The organism is Pseudomonas sp. JBR1 (assembly GCF_028198185.1).
GTDB classification, from domain to species: domain Bacteria; phylum Pseudomonadota; class Gammaproteobacteria; order Pseudomonadales; family Pseudomonadaceae; genus Chryseomonas; species Chryseomonas oryzihabitans_E.
Genome location: NZ_CP116340.1, coordinates 4382336 through 4403072 on the forward strand (window position 1 = coordinate 4382336; position 20737 = coordinate 4403072).

The 20737-nt window shown below is 64.3% G+C and carries 17 protein-coding genes; 11 read left to right on the plus strand and 6 right to left on the minus strand.

Features of this window, described 5'->3' with window-relative positions:
• Window positions 1-4 precede the first annotated feature (4 nt).
• Window positions 5-343: an MGMT family protein gene (locus PJ259_RS20315; RefSeq protein WP_271653970.1), complete on the minus strand. Its 339-nt coding sequence runs from the start codon at window positions 341-343 to the stop codon at window positions 5-7.
• Window positions 344-579: 236 nt separating this feature from the next.
• On the opposite strand from PJ259_RS20315, the gene PJ259_RS20320 reads away from it, so the two are divergent.
• The 10 genes from PJ259_RS20320 to pncB all read left to right on the plus strand — a co-directional run bounded on the left by PJ259_RS20320 (window position 580) and on the right by pncB (window position 9536).
• Window positions 580-1587 carry a DUF481 domain-containing protein gene (locus PJ259_RS20320; RefSeq protein ID WP_059313695.1) on the plus strand — a complete coding sequence of 336 codons (1008 nt, stop codon included), beginning with the start codon at window positions 580-582 and terminating at the stop codon, window positions 1585-1587.
• Window positions 1588-1738: 151 nt separating this feature from the next.
• Entirely contained in the window at window positions 1739-2197 is a 459-nt protein-coding gene (locus PJ259_RS20325) for an FxsA family protein (protein WP_059313696.1), read from the plus strand.
• Between the two features lie 189 nt (window positions 2198-2386).
• On the plus strand, window positions 2387-2680 hold the full coding sequence (locus PJ259_RS20330; protein ID WP_007161933.1) for a co-chaperone GroES: 294 nt from the start codon (window positions 2387-2389) through the stop codon (window positions 2678-2680).
• Window positions 2681-2719: 39 nt separating this feature from the next.
• Complete coding sequence (gene groL / locus PJ259_RS20335; RefSeq protein WP_017640087.1) at window positions 2720-4360, plus strand: chaperonin GroEL; 1641 nt, start codon at window positions 2720-2722, stop codon at window positions 4358-4360.
• Window positions 4361-4565: 205 nt separating this feature from the next.
• Window positions 4566-5240 (plus strand): response regulator transcription factor, encoded by a 675-nt coding sequence (locus tag PJ259_RS20340; protein WP_059313698.1) that lies wholly within the window; start codon window positions 4566-4568, stop codon window positions 5238-5240.
• Between the two features lie 2 nt (window positions 5241-5242).
• A complete protein-coding gene (locus PJ259_RS20345) occupies window positions 5243-6532 on the plus strand; it encodes a sensor histidine kinase (RefSeq protein WP_271653971.1) in 1290 nt (429 codons plus the stop codon).
• 90 nt (window positions 6533-6622) lie between these two features.
• Window positions 6623-7309, plus strand: a complete 687-nt coding sequence (locus tag PJ259_RS20350; RefSeq protein ID WP_059313700.1) for a class I SAM-dependent methyltransferase — start codon at window positions 6623-6625, stop codon at window positions 7307-7309.
• Window positions 7310-7336: 27 nt separating this feature from the next.
• Entirely contained in the window at window positions 7337-8035 is a 699-nt protein-coding gene (locus PJ259_RS20355; protein WP_059313701.1) for a lipopolysaccharide kinase InaA family protein, read from the plus strand.
• The gene (locus PJ259_RS20360; protein WP_271653972.1) at window positions 8032-8250 is read left to right on the plus strand and encodes a hypothetical protein; all 219 of its coding nucleotides are present in this window, start codon (window positions 8032-8034) and stop codon (window positions 8248-8250) included. Before PJ259_RS20355 ends, PJ259_RS20360 begins: the two co-directional genes overlap by 4 nt.
• An 83-nt stretch (window positions 8251-8333) precedes the next feature.
• Window positions 8334-9536: a nicotinate phosphoribosyltransferase gene (pncB, locus tag PJ259_RS20365; RefSeq protein ID WP_059313703.1), complete on the plus strand. Its 1203-nt coding sequence runs from the start codon at window positions 8334-8336 to the stop codon at window positions 9534-9536.
• Between the two features lie 27 nt (window positions 9537-9563).
• Here the strand turns inward: pncB and selO are convergent, their stop codons facing one another.
• From selO to PJ259_RS20380, 3 genes are all read right to left on the minus strand, one after another.
• Window positions 9564-11024, minus strand: a complete 1461-nt coding sequence (selO, locus tag PJ259_RS20370; protein ID WP_271653973.1) for a protein adenylyltransferase SelO — start codon at window positions 11022-11024, stop codon at window positions 9564-9566.
• Window positions 11025-11054: 30 nt separating this feature from the next.
• Window positions 11055-14399, minus strand: a complete 3345-nt coding sequence (gene mscK, locus PJ259_RS20375) for a mechanosensitive channel MscK (protein ID WP_271653974.1) — start codon at window positions 14397-14399, stop codon at window positions 11055-11057.
• Window positions 14400-14497: 98 nt separating this feature from the next.
• Window positions 14498-16237, minus strand: coding sequence for a potassium/proton antiporter (locus PJ259_RS20380; protein WP_059313706.1), 1740 nt, complete (start codon window positions 16235-16237; stop codon window positions 14498-14500).
• Between the two features lie 129 nt (window positions 16238-16366).
• Here PJ259_RS20380 and PJ259_RS20385 point away from each other — a divergent pair, with 129 nt between their 5' ends.
• Entirely contained in the window at window positions 16367-17203 is an 837-nt protein-coding gene (locus PJ259_RS20385; protein ID WP_271653975.1) for a 23S rRNA (adenine(2030)-N(6))-methyltransferase RlmJ, read from the plus strand.
• A gap of 124 nt (window positions 17204-17327) precedes the next feature.
• On the opposite strand, the gene msrA is transcribed toward PJ259_RS20385, so the two are convergent.
• Together msrA and PJ259_RS20395 are read right to left on the minus strand one after the other, a co-directional pair.
• Window positions 17328-17987, minus strand: coding sequence for a peptide-methionine (S)-S-oxide reductase MsrA (msrA, locus tag PJ259_RS20390; RefSeq protein ID WP_271653976.1), 660 nt, complete (start codon window positions 17985-17987; stop codon window positions 17328-17330).
• 80 nt (window positions 17988-18067) lie between these two features.
• Window positions 18068-20674, minus strand: a complete 2607-nt coding sequence (locus PJ259_RS20395) for a putative bifunctional diguanylate cyclase/phosphodiesterase (protein WP_271653977.1) — start codon at window positions 20672-20674, stop codon at window positions 18068-18070.
• Window positions 20675-20737 lie beyond the last annotated feature (63 nt).

Sequence of the window (20737 nt, forward strand, 5' to 3'; positions counted from 1 at the left end):
CACTCTACTCGACACTCTCAACTGGATTCCACCGGTACCGACGCATGTCCACCCGGTCCTCGTGCAACAGCACGCCCTCGGCCCGCAACCGCTCGCGCTGCGCCTGACCGGAAGGGCTGTCGCGGGTCAGGCTCGGCCGGCCATCCGCGGCGATGACGCGATGCCAGGGCAGGGCGCTGCCCTCCGGCAGCCGACCCAGCACCCAGCCCACCCAGCGTGCGCCTCGGCCCAGGCCGGCGAGCTCCGCCAGTTGGCCATAGCTGACCACCCGCCCCGCAGGAATGGCGGCCAGCGCCTGGAAAACCGCCTGGTGACGCGGATCGGGGGGAGGGGACGTGGTCATGATGCCCTGCTGCTCCGGGAGAGAGTGCCAGTGTGCCGAAAAGTTTGGTTACGGTGGTGCTGAAACGTGTCGAGCTGCTGCTTTCTCACAAGACGTCAGACCTTTGGGCGGTATTTCCGGAAACTTGCCTAACTTTTACCCAGTAACAGTTGCGCGGGCCTCTGGCACCCGGATAATCGCGCTCCTCTCGTTTCGTTACCTTTCCACCCAAGTCCACCCAAGGTGTCCTGGTGCCCATGCGTTTTCGATTCCTTTCCTCGCTCGCGCTGTTGTCACTCGCCTCCTTCGCCCATGCCGACACCGTCTGGCTCAAGAATGGCGATCGCCTGACCGGAACCATCAAGCTGCTCGACAGCAAGAAGCTGCTCCTGCAGACCGAATACGGCGGCAACATTCCCCTGTCCTGGGACAAGATCAAGACCCTGCAACGTGACAAGCCCGTCATCGTCCAGCGCGGCAAGTACGAACCCGATTTCCCGGTGGAAAGCCTCAAGCCGGCCGAAGACGGCCAGGTAGTGGTCAGCACCGCCGACGGCCAGCAGACCGTGCCGCTGGCGAGCATCACCCAGATCGTGCCGCCGCGTCCCTTCCTGCGCGACTTCGCCTGGAAAGGCAACATCGACGCCGGCCTGGACTACATCAGCTCGTCCCAGGACAGCGAGAAGTACGATATCGACTTCAAGACCCAGGCCCGGCACGGCATGTGGCGGCACAACGCCAACGGCAGCTACGACCGCTACAAGACCGACGACGTGGTCTCGACCAGCAAGTACGGCTTGCAGTACGCCCTGGATCGCTTCTTCGATGAGAAATTCTTCTGGCAGGGCCGCGCGGAATACAAGCGCGACTGGATCCAGGATCTGGCCAAGCAGCGCACCCTGGGTACCGGTCCCGGTTACCAGTTCTGGGATAACGAGCTGGGCTCCTTCTCCCTGACCGGCCTGCTTAACCACAACCGCTACGAGTACTCGGATGGCGGCTCCGACCAGTTCCTGTCGGCGAGCGTGAAGTGGGACTACAACCGGTATCTGTACGGACAGACCATCCAGTTCTTCACCAACGGTGAACTGGGTCGGCCGCTGGACAACACCGCCAACTTGACCTTCGACGGTGATGTCGGCCTGAGATACAAGGTGACCAACTGGGCATCGCTGAACCTCAAGGCGTCCAAGGAACTCACCAGTGGTGCCCAGGGCAACGTCAACCAGACCGAGTACACCGCGGGTGTCGGCGTCTCCTGGTAACGTCATGTTTCCCTAAGTGCCTGCCAGCCCGTCAAGGCCGCGATTTTCGCGGCCTTTGCATTTCTATGGGGCACCACATGCCCACCTTGAAATCGACGTGGCCGCCTCCATCTCCTGTCTTTCAACCGGTTTCTACCGTGAAGGACCTGAGATGCGCGTGACCGCCTTACTCTTCTTGCTGTTCCCCTTTGTGGAACTGGCCGTACTCATCAAGATCGGCAGCGAAATCGGCGTGCTCGCCACCTTCGCCCTGCTGCTGCTGAGCTTTCTGGTCGGCGTCGCCCTGCTGCGCGTCGCCGGTTTCACCACCCTCTGGCGCATCCGCATGCGCCTGGCCCAGGGGCAGATGCCCGAGCAGGAGGTCATCCAGGGCCTTACCCTGGCAATCGCCGGTGCCCTGCTGATCTTTCCGGGCTTCATCAGCGACATCCTGGCGCTCGTCTGCCTTCTGCCCGTGACTCGCAAGGCGCTGCTGGGCGCGGTGATCGGCCGCGTGACCCGGCGCAATCCCGGTGCCCAGGGCTATCAGCCGGGGCCTGGTCAGGGCGCCTCTCATCGCCCCGAGGTGATCGAGGGTGAAGTGGTCCACCGCGATGAGCAAAAGCGCTAAAAAAATTACCGTCCACCCTTGAAATGCCTGGCGACAACCTCATGTAGCGGACACCGCAAGGTTGTCGCCGCAAGGCGAGCAGGTTTCGCGCTCTGTCATGGATGGGGCGCACCCGGCGCAGCCGGTTAAAACAAACTGCCGATGCAGTCATCGGCGCTGGAAACACTCAGAACTTTGGGAGATACGACAATGGCGCTTCGTCCTCTGCATGATCGCGTTGTGATCCGTCGCAGCGAAGAAGAGACCAAATCCGCTGGCGGCATCGTGCTGCCGGGCTCGGCTGCCGAAAAGCCGAACCGCGGTGAAGTGGTTGCCGTAGGCACTGGACGCGTGCTGGACAACGGTGATGTCCGTGCTCCGGCAGTAAAAGTGGGTGACAAGGTGGTTTTCGGTCCCTATTCCGGCAGCAACGCCATCAAGGTCGATGGCGAAGAACTGCTGGTCATGGCCGAGTCCGAAATCCTGGCCGTCATCGAAGGCTGATCTCCACTCACTTTTCGAATTTCTTAGAGGAAACAGAACATGGCTGCAAAAGACGTCAAATTCGGTGACTCCGCGCGCAAGAAACTGCTGACCGGTGTCAACACCCTGGCCGACGCTGTCAAGGCTACCCTGGGCCCGAAAGGCCGCAACGTAGTTCTGGAGCGTAGCTTCGGTGCTCCCCTGATCACCAAGGACGGCGTTTCCGTCGCCAAGGAAATCGAGCTCAAGGATCGCATCGAGAACATCGGCGCCCAGCTGGTGAAAGATGTGGCCTCCAAGGCCAACGACGCTGCCGGTGACGGCACCACCACCGCCACCGTGCTGGCCCAAGCCATCGTGACCGAAGGCCTGAAGTCCGTGGCCGCCGGCCTGAACCCGATGGACCTGAAGCGCGGCATCGACAAGGCCACCGCTGCCGTTGTCGCCGAGCTGAAGAACCTGTCCAAGCCCTGCGCCGACAGCAAGGCCATCGCCCAGGTAGGCACCATCTCCGCCAACTCCGACGACAGCATCGGCAACATCATCGCCGAAGCCATGGAGAAGGTTGGTAAAGAAGGCGTCATCACCGTCGAAGAAGGCTCGGGCCTGGAAAACGAACTGTCCGTCGTCGAAGGCATGCAGTTCGACCGTGGCTACCTGTCGCCCTACTTCATCAACAAGCCCGACACCATGTCGGCCGAGCTGGACAGCCCGCTGCTGCTGCTGGTCGACAAGAAGATCTCCAACATCCGCGAACTGCTGCCGGTGCTGGAATCCGTTGCCAAGGCCGGTCGTCCGCTGCTGATCGTCGCCGAAGACGTCGAAGGCGAAGCCCTGGCCACCCTGGTGGTCAACAACATGCGCGGTATCGTCAAGGTCGCAGCCGTCAAGGCTCCGGGCTTCGGTGATCGTCGCAAGGCCATGCTGCAGGACATCGCCATCCTGACCGGCGGTACCGTCATCTCCGAAGAAGTCGGCCTGAGCCTGGAAAGCACCACCCTGGAACACCTGGGTCAAGCCAAGCGTGTGGTCCTGAACAAGGAAAACACCACCGTCATCGACGGCGCTGGCGTCGAGGTCGACATCCAGGCCCGTATCAAGCAGATCCGTGCCCAGGTCGAAGAAACCTCTTCCGACTACGACAAAGAGAAGCTGCAAGAGCGTCTGGCCAAGCTGGCCGGCGGTGTTGCCGTGATCAAGGTTGGCGCTGCCACCGAAGTCGAGATGAAAGAGAAGAAAGCCCGCGTCGAAGACGCCCTGCACGCTACCCGCGCTGCTGTGGAAGAAGGCGTGGTGCCTGGCGGCGGTGTCGCTCTGGTCCGTGCCCTGGACGCGCTGAAGGATCTGAAAGGCATCAACGAAGAGCAGAACGCCGGTATCAACATCCTGCGTCGCGCTGTTGAAGCCCCCCTGCGCCAGATCGTGACCAACGCCGGTGACGAAGCCTCCGTCGTGCTGGACAAGGTCAAGCAGGGCAGCGGCAACTACGGCTACAACGCTGCTACCGGCGAATACGGCGACATGCTGGAATTCGGCATCATCGACCCGGCCAAGGTGACCCGCAGCGCGCTGCAGGCTGCTTCCTCCATCGCTGGTCTGCTGATCACCACCGAAGCCATCGTGGCTGAGCTGCCGAAAGACGACGCAGCCCCGGCCATGCCCGACATGGGCGGCATGGGTGGCATGGGCGGCATGATGTAAGAGTCGCTCCGGCCCTAGGGCCGAGCCCGAACCCCGGTGATCCTCGCGGACACCGGGGTTTTTTGTGGCCGGCGTTTCCTGGCGGCTACCCTTTGGTGGTCAGTATCCAGACGGCGCGCTGGTCGCGGTCTGCGGACGCGGTTAGGCTCTGTGCCCAACAGCAAGCATGCGGGTGCCCGAAGAACTCGCAGAAGAGGTCAGCGACATGCGTATCCTGGTGGTGGAAGACAACCGCGACATTCTCAGCAACCTGCTGGATTACCTCAGCCTCAAGGGCTACAGCGTGGACTGCGCCCAGGACGGCCTGTCCGGCCTGCACCTGGCCGCGACCGAGCATTACGATCTGCTCATCCTCGACATCATGCTGCCCGGCATCGACGGCTACACCCTCTGCCAGCGGCTGCGCCAGGATGCCCGCCGCGATACCCCGGTGATCATGCTCACCGCGCGCGACCAGCTCGACGACCGCCTGGAGGGCTTTCGCTCCGGGGCCGACGACTATCTGGTCAAGCCCTTCGCCCTGTCCGAACTGGCCGCGCGCGTCGAGGCTGTGATGCGCCGGGCCAAGGGGGGCGGCCGTCGCCAGCTGCAGGTCGCCGACCTCAGCTACGACCTGGATACCCTGGAGGTGAGTCGCGCTGGCAAGTCGCTCAAGCTCAATCCCATCGGCTTGAAGATTCTCGCCCTGCTGATGCAGAAGAGTCCCCACGTGGTGCGTCGCGAGGTCCTGGAAGAGGCGGTCTGGGGGGAGGACTACCCTGACAGCGACAGCTTGCGCAGCCATGTCCACCAATTGCGGCAGGTGATCGACAAGCCCTTCGAGCAGCCGCTGCTGCGCACCATCCATGGGGTGGGCTACAAGTTGGTCGAGCAGGATTAGCCATGGAATATCACCTGAGCCTGTCACGCCGGATCGTCATCGCCTTCGTGCTGATGACCTTTCTGGTCGGTGGCGTGTTTTCCCTAGGCATCGTCGCGGTGGTGCATACCGTCGAGGAGCGGCTGATTTCCACCGATCTGCACAACGAGCTGGAGCGCATGGTGCAACGCGACATGCGCCGGGGCGGCCAGCCAGTGCTGGATCCGGATATGCGCCTGTATTTCGTGCCCCTCGCCGAGACGGCGCAGTTGCCCGACCACCTGCGCGATCTACCGCCAGGCTTCAGCGAGGTGCAAGAAGACCAGCAGTATTTCTATGCCTATGTGGCGGAGCTGGAGGGCAATCACTTCGTCCTGCTGCAGAACCAGAGCGATTTCGAGGCGCGTGAGCGACTGCTCTACAAGGTGGTGCTGGTGGGTTTCCTGATCAGCGTGGCGCTGGCCTGGCTACTCGGCTGGGCCCTGGCGCGGCGAGTGATCGCTCCGGTCGTGCGCCTGGCCCGCCAGGTGCGTCGCCGCGACCAGATTCTTGATGTCACACCACCGCTGGCGCCGGACTACGCCAAGGACGAAGTGGGCGAGCTGGCCGCCGCCTTCGACGATGCCTTCGACCGCCTGCGTGCCGCCCTGGCACGGGAGCAGCTGTTCACCAGCGATGTCAGTCACGAGTTGCGCACCCCGCTGATGGTGATCCAGTCTTCTTGCGAACTGCTGGCCGCTACCCCCGATCTGCCCCCCCGAGCGACGGGGCCACTGGAGCGCATGACCCGCGCCGGGCAGGAGATGCAGGAACTGGTACAGACCTTCCTGGCGCTCGCGCGTAACCAGGGCGACAACGACACCCAGGCGCCGCGTGCCAGCCTGGCCGCGGTGGCGCGCCGGCAGACGGCGGAGTGGCAGGCGCTGGTGGAGGCCAAGGGTCTGCAATGGCGCCTGAGCGTCGCGCCGGAGGCCGATCGCTATCTCTGGCACGAGCCCTTCCTGCGCTCGGTGATGAGCAATCTGTTGCGCAATGCACTGCACTACACCGAGCACGGCTATATCGCCCTCCAGGTCGGACCTACGGGCTTCGTGGTCGAAGACAGTGGGATCGGCATTCCCGAAGAGCAGCGCGAGGCGATGTTCCAGCCCTTCGTGCGCGGCGCTGGGGGGCGTGGCGAGGGCCTGGGGCTGGGTCTGTCGCTGGTCCGGCGAATCTGTCAGCTGCAGGGCTGGAACGTGGCGTTGGGCGACAGCGACGTGGGCGGGTGCCGTTTCCAGATTTCTCTCGGCACTGACAGGGTAGCTGCCTAGCATTACAGAATTTTCACAAAGGCTTGACCGGTGTTTGACAGCGGCCTGGGTAGGGTAGCGCCATCTCTTTACTCCCCAGGAGTCACCGCCGTGAAAGCGCCCATCGACCTGCCTTTTTCGCAAAAGTACGATGCCGACCACGCCCGCCAGTACTTCCTGAAGCATCAGGATGGCCTGGCTCGCCGCCTGTCCAACTGGCGTGACCAGCAACTGGCCCGCCAGGCCCTGAGCATCGCCGGCCAACCCAACCTGGTGCTGGATTTGCCCAGCGGCGCCGGGCGCTTCTGGCCCTTGCTGGCAGAAAAGCGCAATCGCGTGATCATTGGCGCCGACTATTCGGAAAACATGCTGGCCACCGCCCGTGAACAGCAACCTCCGGAAGTCGTGGCCCGGGTAAAGGCGCTGCAGACGTCGGCTTTCGCTATCGACCTGTCCGACAATTCTGTAGATTGCATTTTCTGTATGCGTTTGTTTCACCATGTGGGCGAATCAGCGGACCGTCTGGCGCTGCTGCAGGAGTTTCACCGGGTGACCCGCGACAGCGTCATTCTGTCGCTATGGGTAGACGGCAACTTCAAGGCCTGGCGCCGCCAGGCGCTTGAGCGCCGTCGGCAGGCCCAGGGCCGCGATCGTGGCGGTTACCAGAACAGATTCATCGTCGAACGCAGCCAGTTCGAGGCAGAAGTCGCCCAGGCCGGCTTTGTCGTCGACCGGGCCCTGGATTTCCTGCCGGGCTATGCCATGTGGCGGGTCTACGTCCTGCGCAAGGCCAATTGAGGTTATTCAGAATAAGAGAGGCAGCTGATGGGCGTCGTGACGCAAGGCGAACAGGGTTTCGATCGTTGGTGGAACACCGCGGGTGACTGGGTGGAAGCCCCCAACGTGCGTCGTGGCGGAGAAAGCGGCGTGCAGCGCCTGCAGCTGCCCGACGGGACTCTGGCTTACGTCAAGCGCCAGGTCGGCCATCTCTATCGCAGCTTGCGCCATCCGCTGGGGCGTCCTACCGCCCTGCGTGAGCGCGATGCGCTGATCGCCTTTCGCGACCTGGGCATCCAGGTCCCCGAATTGCTGTTCTGCGATGCCCAGCATGCCCAGGGCGGCTGGCGCGCGCTATTGGTGAGCGCCGCTCTGGAAGGCTATCAGGATCTCGATCACTGGTATGCCGAAGGCGCTGGCCAGCAGCTCAGCGAGGCCGAACACGAGCGCTTCCTGACTACCCTGGGCGAGGTGCTGGCGCGCATGCACCGGCACCGCTGGCAGCATGGTTGCCTCTATCCCAAGCATATTTTCGTAGCCGAGCGGCCCGGGCCTGAAGGCCGGGAGTTCTCCGTGGCACTGCTCGATCTGGAGAAATGCCGGCAGCGATTGTCACTAGACACGGCCGCTCGTCGGGATATGCTGCAATTACGTCGCCATTCGTCGTGGAACGCTGCGCAATGGCGAACTCTGCTCTACGGTTACCACCAAGCGCTGGGACGGAAAATCAGAGGGTTGGAGCCATGACTTCACAAATTACTCGAGGTTTGCTGGTGGCGGCCTTCTGTGGGGTCACCACGTTGGCCTATGCGAGCTGGTTGCGACCGGCGGCCGTGGTCGTGGGTAGCGAAGGCCTGGAATATTGTCAGACGCCAGTTGCTCGCACCCTCACTACCTCCAGCACCGGTAGCCAGGATCTGCTGCTGTTCCTCTTCGGCATGACCCAGACGCACAACCGCTAGGCCCCCAGGCGGTCAAGCGCCTTTCGCTTGTCTGGCAAGTTCGGCATGCTGTCGATTGACCAATTAGCTGCCGAGCCCCGCCAATGATGGCCGATAGTTTTTCCGAGCAGGCCGTGCAAAGCCTGCTGGACACCGATTTCTACAAGCTCACCATGATGCAGGCCGTCCTGCACAACTATCCCAATGCGGAAGTCGAGTGGGCCTTCCGCTGCCGCAACGACGAAGACCTGCGGCCCTATCATGCGGCTATCCAGGCCGAGATCGATGCCCTCGCCGATGTCGCCATCAGCGACAGCCAGCTGGCCTTTCTCGAGCGCATCCCCTTCATCACGCCCGACTTCATCCGCTTCCTGCGGCTGTTTCGTTTCAATCCCTCCTATGTATTCCTGGGGGAAGAAGAAGGGCGCTTCACCCTGACCCTGAAAGGCCCCTGGCTGCACCTGATCCTGTTCGAAGTGCCGATCCTGGCGCTGATCAGCGAGGTGCGCAATCGCCAGCGCCATGCCGACCTGCCGCTGCAGGTGGCCCAGGATCAGCTCTATCGCAAGTTCGACTGGCTGGCACGGGAGGCGGGCGCCGACGAGTTGGCCGAATTCAAGATGGCCGACTTCGGTACCCGGCGGCGTTTCTCCTATGGCGTACAGGAAATGGTGGTGCGCAGCCTGAGGGACGACTTTCCCGGGCGCTTCGTTGGCACCAGCAACGTCCACCTGGCGTGGAAGCTGGGCGTGGCGCCCCTGGGGACCATGGCTCATGAATGGCTGATGGCGCACCAGCAACTGGGGCCGCGCCTGATCGACAGCCAGATCGCCGCCCTTGATTGCTGGGTGCGCGAGTATCGCGGTCAGCTTGGCATCGCTCTGACCGATACCATCACCATGGAAGCCTTTCTGCGCGATTTCGATCTCTACTTCGCCAAGCTGTTCGACGGCCTGCGCCACGACAGCGGCGATCCTCTGCAGTGGGCGGAAAAGGCCATCGCCCACTACCAGCAACTGGGCATAGATCCCTTGACCAAGACCTTGGTGTTCTCCGATTCACTCAATCTGGAAAAGGCCCTCGCCCTGTTTCGCGCCCTGCGCGAGCGGATCAACGTGAGCTTTGGCATCGGCACCCATTTCACCTGTGACATCCCCGGGGTGCAGCCGATGAACATGGTGCTCAAGATGAGCCGCTGCAATGGTCAGCCGGTGGCGAAGATCTCCGATGCCCCGGGCAAGGCCCAGGGCGGCGAGCCGGACTTCCTGCACTATCTGCGGCACGTCTTCCAGGTCAACGGCGCCTGATGCACGGCGCCTGGCTGGAGCCGGACTTCAAGACGAGCAGCTGATTTCCAGGTGCTTGCCCCAGTCCGGTGGCCGCTGGGCGAAGCGCTCGCGTCCTGGCTGGGCCTCGAAGGGGCGCGACAGCACCTCGTGCAGCCGCCGCACCTCGCTGTAGTCTCCCGCTTCGGCTTTCTCGATGGCCTGCTGCGCCAGGTAGTTGCGCAGCACGTACAGCGGATTGACCGCGTTCATGCGGGCAGTCCGCTCCGCCGTCGTGCCGCCTTCGGCGTCCAGCCGGGCGCGATAGGCCTGGCTCCAGTCGTCGAAGCCACGCAGGTCGATGAAGTCTTCGCGCACCCGGGCGAGGGCGGCGGCAGGTTCGTCTTCGCCCAGGTGGCGGAAGAACAGGTGATAGTCCACACCGCCCTGCTGCATCAGGGCGAGCAGACGTTCGACCAGCTCCTGGTCTTCCTCCCGGCCTTCCTGCAAACCCAGGCGGCGGCGCATCAGATCCAGGTAGTGCGCCTGATACAACGGCAGGAAGAGCGCGATGCTCTCCTGCAGCGTCTCGACCGCCACCTTGGGTGTCAGCGCCTGGGCCAGGGCCGCCAGATTCCAGTGGGCGATGGGCACCTGGTTGCTATAGGAGTAGCGCCCGGTGTGATCGGAATGGTTGCAGATGAACTGGGCGTCGAAGTCGTCGAGGAAGGCGAAGGGGCCGAAGTCGAAGGTGAGGCCCAGGATCGAGAAGTTGTCGGTGTTCATCACCCCATGGCAGAAGCCATAGGCCTGCCAATGGGCGATCAGCCGGGCGTTGCGTTCGACCACCTCGCGGAACATCGCCGCCCAGGGTTCGGGGGTGGCTAGCAGTTCGGGGAAGTGCGCGGCCAGGACATGCTCGCCCAGTTGTTCCAGCAACTGATGCTGGCGGGTGTAGTAGAAGTACTCGAAGTGGCCGAAGCGCACGTGGCTGGGGGCCATGCGCAGCAGGGTGGCGCCGGTTTCCAACCGCTCGCGCACCACCTGGGTGGAGGAGCCGATCACGCAGAGGGCGCGGGTCGTCGGGATCTGCAGGGCGTGCAGGGCTTCCGACGCCAGGAATTCGCGGATCGACGAGCGCAGCACGGCGCGGCCGTCGCCCATGCGCGAGAAGGGCGTGAGGCCGGCGCCCTTGAGGTGCAGGTCCCAGTGCTCGCCACGCGCGTTCACCACTTCGCCCAGCAGCAGGCCGCGACCGTCGCCCAGGCGCGGGTTGTAGGAACCGAACTGGTGGCCGGAATAGACCATGGCCCGGGGTTCGGCGCTCTCCCAGAGCTGGGCGCCAGCGAACACCTGGGTGAACTCGGGCGTCTCGGCCACCGCTGGATCCAGGTCCAGCAAGGCCAGGGCCGTGGGCGAGGCGACCACCAGCCGCGGATCGTCCAGCGGCCGGGGATCGATGCGGGTGGAGAAGTCATCGCCCAGGCGGGCGAATCTGTTGTCGAAGGTCAGGTCTAGCAGCTGTTTCATGGGTGTCCCGAGATGTCCGTGCAGGGGCCGTCAGGCCTTGGATGGCTTGGGATCCTCGGCCTCCTGCTGGGCATCCCCTTCAGGTAGGAGAGGCTTTTTGCCCAGTTGTTTCTCCGCGCCATGACGATTCTTCAGGGTGATCTCCATTTGCGGCGTGGACAGCAGGTTGATGCCGGCCTCGCGCAACAGCTGGTCGACCCGGCGGATCAGCTCATCGGTGGCGGCGCTGCGATCGCCCAGTTCGCGCACATAGATGCGCAATTCGTGGTCCAGGGTGCTGGCGCCGTACTGGGTGACGTACAGCGAGGGCTCGGGGTCGTGCAGCACCCGCGGATTCTCCTTCACCGCCTGCATGATGAGGCGCTGCGCCTCGGCCAGGTCGCTGCCGCGATTGACGCCGAAGGTCAGCACGATGCGGGTGACGGTGTCGGTCAGCGTCCAGTTGATCAGCTGGCTGGTGACGAAGGTCTTGTTCGGTACCACTACCGACTTGCGATCGGCGTCGGTGATGTGGGTGGCGCGGATACGGATCTTGTTTACCGTACCGGTCACGTTGCCGATGGTGATGAGGTCGCCGACGCGTACCGGGCGCTCGAAGAGAATGATCAGGCCGGAGATGAAGTTACCGAAGATCTCCTGCAAGCCGAAACCCAGACCGACCGAGAGGGCCGTGGCCAGCCACTGCAGCTTGTCCCAGCTCACCCCGAGGGTCGCCAGGGTGGTAACGGTGCCAAAGCCGACGATCACGTAGGACAGCAGGGTGGTGGTGGCGTAGGCGCTGCCCTGGGCCAGGTTCAGGCGCGAGAGCACCAGCACCTCCAGCAGGCCGGGCAGGTTGCGCGCCAGGGCGACGGTGAGACCGGCGATCACCAGGGCGATGATGAACACCCGCAGCGTCAGGGGCACCTGGGTGGCGGCGGCGCCGGTACCGCTGGTGTACTGGTAGAGGGTGACGTTGTCGAGGTAGGAGAACACTGCCACCACGTCGGCCCAGACCAGGTAGAGCACGCCGAGGAAGGCCAGCAGCAGGGTCAGGCGCAGCAGGCGCGAGGACTGCTGGTTGACCTGCTCCATGTCCAGGGTCGGCTCCTGCACCACCTCGACGCCCTCGGCGTCTTCCTGCTGCGCCTGGCGCTTCTGGATGGCGCGCTGGTAGGCCAGGCGCCGTGCAGCCACGCTCAGGCCTCGGGCCAGGGTCGCTTCGAGGATGATCCAGGCCATCAGCACATAGAGGGTGTCCACCAGGCGGTCAGTGAGCTTGAGCGCGGTGTAGTAGTAGCCGAACAGCACGGCGAAGAACAGCACGGCCGGGATGGCGGTGATCATCAGGCCGAGCAGCAGGCGGAAGAAGGGCAGGCGTTCGCGAGCCGTGGTGTTGAGCAGGGAGCGACCCAGCATCCAGGCCAGGCTGGCATAGGCGACGAGGACGATGAGAATGCCCAGGACGTCGTCGGCCAGCCCCGCCAGCTGGCGCTCGGCGATGGCCACCACCGCCATGAGTGCCAGGGCCAGCAACCCCACGCGCCTGACCAGCCGGCGCAGGGATTGTGCCTGGGGGCGGGCCCAGCGGAAGTGGGTTTCGGCCACGCCGCCGGAGGCCAGCAGGCGATACACCGTGTAGAACACCAGCCAGCCGGCGGCGATCTCCAGCAGCGCCGCGCCGATGGCGGCGTTGACCCCGCGTTGGTCACCCTCCAGGGTCACCCCGCCCAGCCAGAGCACCAGGCTCGCCGGCAGGCCGAGCAGGATGGTGAGCAGGATGGCCTGGGGCGTGTGCAGCTGGCTGTCACGCTGATAGTGGCCGATGTCCTGATTGAGCTTGTTGACCCGCGCATAGAGCCGCGGGCGCTGCCAGATCAGGGTGGCGAAGGCCAGCACCAGCGGCAGCAGCAGCAGCGGCCGCTCGGCCAGGCCGACATAGAGTTCATGGACGCTGGAAGCCCAGGGAACGTCGCGCAGCTGCTGCATCAGCTTGCCCGGCGCGGTCTTCACCCAGTTCCAGTCCAGCGGCTTGTTGCTGGGAATCCAGAACATCTGCTCGTCGAGGGTGCTGCGCAGGCTGCTGATGGTGCCCTGCAACTGCCGCTGGTTCAGTTGCAGATCGATGGACTCGCTGAGCAGCGCATTGAGTTCGGTGTTGAGGCGCTCCTGCAGTTCGGTACGGGTCCGGAGCAATTCGAGCAGCTGTTGGCGCAGTTGTGGTGTGGCCTTTTCCGGCGGCTGCTGAGCCAGCAGGGTGGCGACGTAGCCTTCCGGATTGGCAATCTGGGCGCGTTGCTGATTGAGTTCGAACTGGTAGAGACGCAGGTCGGCGATGTCGTCGGTGAGGTCCTTATTGACCTTGACCGAAGGCAGGGCCGCGCGTTGCTGGTAGAGCAGCTTGGACAGCAGCACGCTGCCCTTGAGCACGCCGATCTGCTGCTCCATGTTCTCGGAGGTCTGCTTGAGCTGGTCCAGCTGCTGGCGAGACTCGAGATTGCGCCGGTTGAGGTCGTTGAGTCGGTCGGTGGCCCTCAGCAGGTAGTCGGACAGCTGCAGGTTGAGCCCGGTCTCCTGGGACAGCACATCGTCCCCGGCGGTCTCCTGCGACTCGCGGGAGGCCTCGGCCAGGGTCTTTTCCGACTGCTGGCGGCGCTTGCCACTGATCAGCGTCTGCAGGTCCAGGGTCTCCTGCTCGTAACGCTTGACCTGCTCGGTGAAGAGTTCGCGGCGAGCGGCGCCCAGATCCTGCAGGACACTGTTGCCGGCCAGCTCCTGGCGCAGCAGCTGAATCTGGGCGCTGGCGGCTGCCTGCTCCGCCAGCAATTGGCTGCGCCGTTCGGCGGTCAGGGGCTTGGCGTTCTCGCGGCCGCTCTTGAGTTGATCGGCGATCTGCTGCAGGCGGGTCTGCAGGTTGGCGATGTCGACCTGGGCGCGCTCGGGCCGGGTCTGGGCATTGATCACCAGGCTGTTGGCCGCGTTGAGGTCATCCTGCACGCTGTTGAGCGCCAGGCTGGTCTCGCTCAGCCGCTGTTCCAGGGCCTGGGGCGTGGCGCCGGCATAGCGTTGCTCGGCTGGCTTGATCGGCTCGGCGCGCAGCCGCGCCAGTTGCCGTTGGGCATCCTTGGTCTGCTGGGGTGCCTGCGCCAATTGCTGGCGTAGATCGGCCAACTGCTTGACGTACTGATCCCGCTGATCGAGCAGCTTCAGCGTCTGCTGCAGACTGTCCTGGGCGGCGCTCTGCTCGGCAGCGGGCAGCTTGCGATCGGCCAGACCCTTCAGGTTCTGCTGAACCTGCTGTGCATCGGGTGGCCCGGAATCCTGGGCCACGGCGGGAAGGGCGAACAGGCAGCCGCAGAGAGCGGCGGCGCGAAGCAGAGCGGACAGGCGGTGCATGCGGCAGGCGTCGGGCAGTGGAAAGGCGCGAGGTTAAAGCCAGGCTGCCTGGGGTGCAAGACGGCGCCCGCCAGGCCGCGAACCCCGTTCATCCACCGTTAAAGAAAGAGCGCGGGCCCGCTGCTGCGACCTTCCGGAAACTTCACCCCGACCTTGCGCACGCGCTTGTTCTCGATGGCTGCGACGATCCACACCAGGCCGTTCCATTCCACCAGGTCGCCGACGATGGGTTCGCCACCGATTTCGTGGGTGATGAAGCTGCCGAGGCGCTGATTGCCATCCACATTGCCCAGTTGCAGGCCGTACAGGGCCGCCACCGCGCTGAGTTCGGCATCGGCTTCGAGGACGAAGTCGCCGAAGAATCTCTGTGTCTGTTGCGGCGCCTGACTGAACAGACGTCCCAGGGCCGGCAGGTCATGTTCATGACCGACCACGCAAAGGATGTCACCGGCTTCCAGGGTGGTACTACCGGACGGGTGCAGCAGCGTTTCGCCACGGAACAAGGCGGCGATACGGGTGCCTTCGGGCATCTTCAGCTCGCGCAGGGCGGCGCCGATGCACCATTTCTCGGCACCCAGGCGGTAGATGAAGAGCTCCCACTCGCTGGTGGGATGGACCTGCAGCCCGGCGCGGGAGAAGGGCGCCGGCTCCGGCGGTACCGTCACCTTGAGCAGCTTGGCTGCCAGCGGCAGGCTGGAACCCTGTACCAGCAGCGACACCAGCACGATGAAGAAGGCCACGTTGAAGAACAGCTGGGCCTGGGGCAGCCCGGCCATCATCGGGAACACCGCGAGGATGATGGGCACCGCACCGCGCAGGCCGACCCAGGCGATAAAGGCCTTCTCGCGATCATGGAAGGCGCGGAAGGGCAGCAGGCCGATCGCCACCGACAGCGGGCGGGCGACCAGGATCATCCATAGCGCCAGGCCTAGGGCGGGCAGGGCGATGGGTAGCAGGTTGTGCGGCTCCACCAGCAGGCCCAGCACCAGGAACATGCCGATCTGCGCGAGCCAGGCCATGCCGTCGAGCATGTGCAGCATGCCGTGGCGGCTGCGGATCGGTCGATTGCCCATCAGCAGGCCCGCCAGGTACACCGCGAGGATGCCGCTGCCGTGAACGGTGTTGGTCAGGGCGAAGACCAGCAGGCCACCGCTGATGGCCAGCAGGGGATAGAGGCCGTCGGCGAGGTGGATGCGGTTGATCAGCTGCAGCAGCAGCCAGCCACCGCCCAGGCCGATGATGCCGCCAATGGCGAATTCGCTGACGAAGTGGCCGAGCAGGCTCCAGGTGAAGCCGCTCTCGCCGCTGGCGAGCATCTCGATCAGGGTGACGGTGAGAAACACCGCCATGGGGTCATTGCTGCCGGATTCGATTTCCAGGGTCGCGGTGACCCGCTCGTTGAGGCCGCGCCCTCCGAGCAGGGAAAACACCGCCGCGGCATCGGTGGAGCCGACGATGGCACCGATCAGCAGGCCCTGCAGCAGGCTGAGGTCGAACAGCCAGGCCGCGGCCAAGCCAGTCAGGCCGGTGGTGATCATCACTCCCACCGTCGCCAGTGACAGCGCCGGCCAGAGCGCTACCCGGAAGCTTGACACCCGGGTGCGCATGCCGCCGTCGAGCAGGATCACCGCCAGCGCCAGGTTGCCTACCAGGTAGGCCATCGGGTAGTTGTCGAAGGCGATGTGACCGGGGCCATCTACGCCGGCGAACATGCCGACCACCAGGAAGATCACCAGGATCGGGATGCCGACGCGCGAGGAAATCGAGCTGACCAGAATCGACAGGCCGATCAGCACCGCACCGATCAAGAACAAGCTGTTGATGGTGACGGCGTCCAAGCGCGACTCCTAAGGCAAAGAATTGAACAACCTGGGGATTTAACCCGCTGGGCAGCCAGGGTGTCAAAGCGCAGCGCCGCCTGGGGCGAAGGAAGGCGGTACACTGTAGGGCTGACGCTGGAGTATCCCATGAATTACCGACACGCCTTCCATGCCGGCAACCATGCCGACGTCTTCAAGCACGCCACCCTGTTGCGCCTGGCCGCTCTGCTGGCGCGCAAGGAGACCCCTTTCGCCTATCTCGACAGCCATTCCGGCGTTGGTCGCTATGACCTGGCTGGCGATCAGGCCAGTCGTACCGACGAATGGCGCGAGGGCATCGGCCGGCTCTGGGCCTTGGAGTCCGTACCCGCAGCGTTCGTTGGCTATCGTGAGGCGGTGGCGGCGCTCAATACCGGTGACGCCTTGCGCTACTACCCCGGTTCGCCCGAGCTGATGCGCCAGGCCTTGAGACCCCAGGATCGTCTGCTGCTCAACGAGCTGCACCCCGAGGATGGTCAGCTGCTCAAGGAAAACATGGCGGGTGATCGCCGGGTGGCGGTGCATCAGAAGGATGGGTGGCTGCTGCCGCGGGCGCTGCTGCCGGTTCCCGAACGCCGGGCGCTGCTGTTGATCGATCCGCCCTTCGAGAAGGCCGATGAGCTGGAACGCTGCGTCAAGGCGGTGCAGGAGGCCATCGGGCGGATGCGCCAGACGGTGATCGCGCTCTGGTATCCGATCAAGGACCGCCGCCAGCTCAGGCGTTTCTATGCAGGGTTGCAAGCCAGCGGTGCGCCCAAACTGTTGAGCGCCGAGTTGCTGATCCGCGCGGCGGACGATCCCACGCGGCTCAACGGTTCAGGATTGGCCATCGTCAATCCACCCTGGGGCTTGGAAGAGGAGCTGCGCGAATTGCTGCCCTGGCTGGCTGAGCATCTGGCCCAGGGGGAAGGCAGCTGGCGGCTGGACTGGCTGATCGCGGAATAGCGAGGCCCGGCGCTGTTGGGCTTCGCTGCGCTCAGCCCAACCTACGAGACAGCTTGGCGTAGGTTGGGTTGAGGCGGCTCTATCGCCGAAGCCCAACAGAGAGATTCGCCGGAGCGGCTCGGGATCAGACCGCCAGGCTGGGCGGCAGGCAGACGCCGGTGCCGGCCAGGCCGCAGTAGCCGTTGGGGTTTTTCGCCAGATACTGCTGGTGATAAGCCTCGGCATAGTAGAAGGGCGGCAGCGGGGCGATCTCGGTGGTGATCTCGCCATAGCCGGCCTCGGCCAACTGGGCCTGGAAGGCGGCCTGGCTGGCTTCGAAGACTTCACGCTGGCTGTCGTCGGCGTAGTACAGCGCCGAACGATACTGGGTGCCGACATCGTTGCCCTGGCGCATGCCCTGGGTCGGATCATGGGCCTCCCAGAAGATCTTCAGCAGGGCTTCCAGCGAGGTCTGGGCCGGGTCGAACACCACCAGCACCACCTCGGTATGACCGGTCAGGCCGGAGCACACCTCTTCGTAGGTCGGGTTGGGGGTATGGCCGCCCGCGTAACCGGCCGCGGTGGTCCAGACACCCGGCTGTTGCCAGAAACGCCGCTCGACGCCCCAAAAGCAGCCCATGCCCACCACCAGGCTCTGCAGGCCGGCAGGGAAGGGGCCTTGCAGCGGATTGCCGTTGACGAAATGGGCCGCGGGGACGGTCATGGCCGTCGCCCGGCCAGGCAGCGCCTGCTCGGCGGCGGGCAGATGGGTCTTCTTGGTCAGAATTTCGGAACGCAGGACCATGGGATACCTCGTGGGAAAAGGCCAGGCGAAAAGCTCAGTGTACGCAAAATCGTCGCGGCAGGGTCTAGCCACCCGGCGACTCAGCGGGTCGGCAGATAACGCGCCAGGGCGGCGTCGAGCTGGTCGGCCGGAATAGGCTTGTCGAACAGGTAGCCCTGGCCGATATCGCAACGATGATGGCGCAGGAAAGCCAGCTGTTCGGTCGTCTCGATGCCCTCGGCAACCACCTGCAGGCGCAGGTTGTGGGCCATGGCGATCACCGCGGAGGTGATTTCCATGTCGTCCTGGTTGTCCGGAATGTCCTTGATGAAACTCCTGTCGATCTTGATGATGTCGATGGGGAATTTTTTCAAGTAGCTGAGCGACGAATAACCGGTGCCGAAGTCGTCCATCGCCAGGCTCATGCCCAGGCGCTTGAGGGCTTCGAGGGTGTTGCGGGTGGCGTCGGTGGCGTCCAGCAACAGGCTTTCGGTCAGCTCCAGCTCCAGGCGCTCGGGGGCGATGCCTTCCTCGTCGAGGATGGTGACGAAGGACTGCACCAGATCGGGATCGGTGAACTGCTTGGGCGACAGGTTGATGGCGATCTGCAGATCGTCGAAGCCGGCGGCGTCAAGACGGTGCAACTGGCGGCAGACCTCCCGGATGATCCACTTGCCGATGGGCACGATGAGCCCGGTTTCCTCGGCGATGCTGATGAACTGATCGGGGCGGATCATGCCCTTTTCCGGGTGCTGCCAGCGAATCAGGGCTTCCAGGCCCAGCAGCTTGGCGCGCTTCAGGCAGACCTTGGGCTGGTAGTGCACCAGCAGCTCGTTCTGCTCCAGGGCGCGACGCAGGTTGTTCTGCACGAACAGCTTGTTGCTGGCCTCGGCGATCAGTGCCTCGGTGAACACCTGGACCTGATGGCCGCCTTTGGCCTTGGCGCGGTGCAGGGCGAGACCGGCATGCTTGATCAGGGTCTGCGGATCGGTTTCGTGCGGCCGTGCGGTGGTCAGGCCGATCGAGCAACTGATCAGGGTGGGGTGGCCTTCCACATAGAGCGGCGGATCCAGAGATACCAGGGTGTCGTGGGCCAAGACGGTAGCGGCGACCGCATCCATGCCCTCGAGCAACACGGCGAACTCGTTGCTAGCGATGCGGGCGATCAGTGCGCCCTTGCCCAGGGCACTGCGCAGGCGCCGGGCCAGACCGACCAGCAGCTGATCGCCGATGCGATGGCCCAGGCTGTCGTTAACCCTCTTGAAGTTGTCGACGTCCACCAGCAGCAGCGAGTGCTCCTGACCTGGATTGGATTGCTCCAGGCGCGCCTCCAGCCGGGCGATGAAGTGGCTGCGATTGGCCAGGCCGGTGAGGCTGTCGCGAAACACCAGTTCGTCGTTGTGCTGCTGGGCGAAGCGGGTCTTGCTGGTGTCCTGGAAGATGCCGAGATAGCCCTGCAGGTCGCCATTGGGCTGCTGGATCTTGGAAATCGACAGCTGGCCCCAGTAGGTCTCGCCGTCACGGCGATAGCAGCGCATTTCCCCTTGCCAGCTATCTTGGCGAGACAGGCGCTCCCAGGCTTCGTAGAGCAGTTCGCTCCAGTTTTCCAAGGCTGGCAGGGACTCGATGAGCAGGCCCTGGAGCTTGCCGATGGGATAGCCGGTGATACGGGCGAAGCTGTCCGTGGCATGCTCCAGGCGGCCTTCGGCATCCAGTAGCAGGAAGGCATCGGCGCTGGCCTGCATCACCCGAGTAAGCGGATGGAGGGTCTCGGGCGGGCTGTCCGGCTGCTGGATGAGGATCGCCAGGCACTCGGCCAGGCCGCGGGCGAAGGCGACATCCTCGGCCTCCCAGGTGGCCGGCCGATCTCGTCTCAGGCTGAGCAGCCCAACCAGCTGATCCTCCAGCAGCAAGGCCACATCCAGAGCCGTTCCGCCCGCGGTATGGGGTGCCTGCAACACCTGACTGGCGTCCTCGATCACGCCCTGCTCGCGCAGCCGGCGGCGGTGATCGCTGCACAGGGTTGGCAGGCGTCCTTCCTGGCACAGGGTGACCAGGCCATTGCCCTCGTAGCGCCACAGGCCGATCTCGTCGACGGCGAAGGCAGTCGGCCCCTCGTTGCGTAGCAGTTGCACGAGCTCATCGTTGACCGCTTCCTGGCGCAGTGCCAGACGGGACAGGCCGAGCAGCAGGCGCTGGCGCGCCTGGGCCATCGCCAGGCGCTGCTGGCTGTGATCGTTACTTTCCTGCAGCAGCGACAGGGTCGAGCGCAGGGCCAGGGTATGGGCTTCCCATTCACCATTCACCGCATCATCGCTGACGACCCGCAGCAGGTAGCCGCGCAACAGCGGTCGGCCATGGCGCTGCAGGCTTTCGCCGACTTCGATGACCTCACAGGGCACGCTGGTGGAATGGAACAGATAACGCACCTGGTAGCTGCCGTGTTCGGCGAGCTGCAGCTGGATGTCTTCGTGCAGCCGATGGCGAACGCTGGGCTCCATCAGGCTGGCATAGGGAGATTCGATGAGCGAGCAGAGCGCCTGCGCGGGCAGGCCGAGGCTGGTTTCACAGCGGGGGTCGAGATAGAGCATCGCCCAGGAGGCTTCATTCAGACGCTCGAAACGCAGCAAGCCCAATCGGGCAGGAGCGCCGAGCGCGCCCGCCTGATCGGCTACCGCAGCATCGGCAGCATCGGAGTGAATACTCATGCGAGGGTCCGCGTCCTTGTGAAGACGGAAAGATTTCCTGGGTTTATCGGAAAGGACAGACAA

Excerpts from the sequence above, each read along its gene's own strand:
- PJ259_RS20330 (WP_007161933.1), top strand. The coding sequence starts at position 2,387 with ATGGCGCTTCGTCCTCTGCATGATCGCGTTGTGATCCGTCGCAGCGAA.
- pncB (WP_059313703.1), top strand. The coding sequence starts at position 8,334 with ATGATGGCCGATAGTTTTTCCGAGCAGGCCGTGCAAAGCCTGCTGGAC.
- PJ259_RS20360 (WP_271653972.1), top strand. The coding sequence starts at position 8,032 with ATGACTTCACAAATTACTCGAGGTTTGCTGGTGGCGGCCTTCTGTGGG.
- PJ259_RS20320 (WP_059313695.1), top strand. The coding sequence starts at position 580 with ATGCGTTTTCGATTCCTTTCCTCGCTCGCGCTGTTGTCACTCGCCTCC.
- PJ259_RS20395 (WP_271653977.1), bottom strand. The coding sequence starts at position 20,674 with ATGAGTATTCACTCCGATGCTGCCGATGCTGCGGTAGCCGATCAGGCG.
- PJ259_RS20345 (WP_271653971.1), top strand. The coding sequence starts at position 5,243 with ATGGAATATCACCTGAGCCTGTCACGCCGGATCGTCATCGCCTTCGTG.
- groL (WP_017640087.1), top strand. The coding sequence starts at position 2,720 with ATGGCTGCAAAAGACGTCAAATTCGGTGACTCCGCGCGCAAGAAACTG.
- selO (WP_271653973.1), bottom strand. The coding sequence starts at position 11,024 with ATGAAACAGCTGCTAGACCTGACCTTCGACAACAGATTCGCCCGCCTG.
- mscK (WP_271653974.1), bottom strand. The coding sequence starts at position 14,399 with ATGCACCGCCTGTCCGCTCTGCTTCGCGCCGCCGCTCTCTGCGGCTGC.
- PJ259_RS20315 (WP_271653970.1), bottom strand. The coding sequence starts at position 343 with ATGACCACGTCCCCTCCCCCCGATCCGCGTCACCAGGCGGTTTTCCAG.
- PJ259_RS20355 (WP_059313701.1), top strand. The coding sequence starts at position 7,337 with ATGGGCGTCGTGACGCAAGGCGAACAGGGTTTCGATCGTTGGTGGAAC.
- msrA (WP_271653976.1), bottom strand. The coding sequence starts at position 17,987 with ATGGTCCTGCGTTCCGAAATTCTGACCAAGAAGACCCATCTGCCCGCC.
- PJ259_RS20340 (WP_059313698.1), top strand. The coding sequence starts at position 4,566 with ATGCGTATCCTGGTGGTGGAAGACAACCGCGACATTCTCAGCAACCTG.
- PJ259_RS20385 (WP_271653975.1), top strand. The coding sequence starts at position 16,367 with ATGAATTACCGACACGCCTTCCATGCCGGCAACCATGCCGACGTCTTC.
- PJ259_RS20325 (WP_059313696.1), top strand. The coding sequence starts at position 1,739 with ATGCGCGTGACCGCCTTACTCTTCTTGCTGTTCCCCTTTGTGGAACTG.